Annotated in this window: 2 protein-coding genes; both read left to right on the top strand. The window is 66.7% G+C overall.

The window, feature by feature from the left end:
• Positions 1-590: MBL fold metallo-hydrolase (locus tag WAO18_RS16265; RefSeq protein WP_422207288.1), on the top strand; the 590-nt coding region annotated here is incomplete at its 5' end.
• The coding region (gene hisS, locus WAO18_RS16260; protein ID WP_422207287.1) for a histidine--tRNA ligase at positions 587-1,644 on the top strand (1,058 nt) is incomplete at its 3' end. The genes WAO18_RS16265 and hisS, both read left to right, overlap by 4 nt.

Raw genomic sequence — 1,644 nt, 5'->3', positions numbered from 1 at the left:
ACGCCATCATCGTCGACCCAGGCCAGCGAGCAATGGGCCAGCTGCGCCGCATTCTGGACAAAAACCGGCTGACACCGGCTGCGGTGCTGCTCACCCACGGCCATATCGACCACATCTGGTCGGCGCAGAAGGTGGCCGACACCTACGGGTGCCCCGCCTACATCCATCCCGAGGACCGGTTCATGCTGACCGACCCAATCAAGGACTTCGGGCCGAAGCTGGGGCAGTTGCTGCTCGCCGCGATCTTCCGCGAGCCAAAGCAGGTCGTCGAACTGGATCGCGACGGCGACAAGATCGACCTGGCCGGGATCAGCGTTACCGTCGACCACACGCCGGGCCACACCCGCGGATCGGTGGTGTTCCGGGTCGCCGGCGATAAAGAGTTGGTGTTCACCGGCGACACGCTGTTCGAACGCTCGGTGGGCCGGACCGATCTATTCGGCGGCAGTGGGCGCGACCTACTGCGCTCGATCGTCGACAAGTTGTTGGTGCTCGACGACAAGACCGTGGTGCTGCCCGGTCACGGCAACTCCACCACCATCGGTGCCGAGCGGCGCTTCAACCCGTTCATCGAGGGGCTCAGCCCATGACTGAGTTCTCCGCGCCCAAGGGCGTCCCGGACTACGTTCCGCCGGATTCGGCACGGTTCGTCGCGGTCCGCTCGGCGCTGCTGGACGCCGCTCGACGGGCCGGTTACAGCGACATCGAGCTGCCGATCTTCGAGGACACCGCGTTGTTCGCCCGCGGCGTAGGTGAGTCCACCGATGTGGTGTCCAAGGAGATGTACACCTTCGCCGACCGCGGGGACCGCTCGGTGACGCTGCGGCCGGAGGGCACCGCCGGGGTGGTCCGCGCGGTGATCGAGCACGGTCTGGACCGCGGCGCGCTGCCGGTCAAGCTGTGCTATGCGGGCCCGTTCTTCCGCTACGAGCGGCCCCAGGCCGGCCGGTACCGCCAGCTGCAGCAGGTCGGTGTGGAAGCGATCGGCCTCGACGATCCCGCGTTGGACGCCGAGGTGATCGCTGTCGCCGATGCCGGTTTCCGCTCGCTCGGTCTTGACGGGTTCCGGCTGGAAATCACCTCGCTGGGCGACGACACCTGTCGTCCGCAGTATCGGGAACTGCTGCAGGACTTCCTGTTTCAGCTCGACCTCGATGAAGAGACCCGCAAGCGAGCTGAGATCAACCCGCTGCGGGTGCTCGACGACAAGCGTCCCGACGTCAAGGCGATGACGGCCGACGCCCCAGTGATGCTCGACCACCTCTCCGATGTGGCCAAGCAGCATTTCGAGACGGTGTTGGCCCACCTCGAAGCCCTCGGTGTGCCCTACGTCATCAACCCGCGGATGGTTCGCGGATTGGACTACTACACCAAGACCACGTTCGAATTCGTGCACGGCGGGCTGGGCGCGCAGTCAGGCATCGGCGGCGGCGGCCGCTACGACGGTCTCATGCATCAGCTTGGCGGACAGGATCTTTCGGGCATCGGTTTCGGTCTCGGTGTCGACCGCACGTTGTTGGCGCTGCAGGCCGAAGGCAAAGATGTCGGGCCGAGCGCGCGGTGCGACGTGTTCGGCGCGCCGCTGGGCGAACAGGCCAAGTTGCGGCTGGCGGTGCTGGCCGGGCGGCTGCGCGCGGCCGGTGT

Origin of the sequence: Mycobacterium sp., from assembly GCF_049278535.1 — a bacterium.
Taxonomy (GTDB): domain Bacteria; phylum Actinomycetota; class Actinomycetes; order Mycobacteriales; family Mycobacteriaceae; genus Mycobacterium.
Note: the sequence above shows the minus strand (reverse complement) of the source record. Positions and strands in the feature narration are given on the sequence as shown.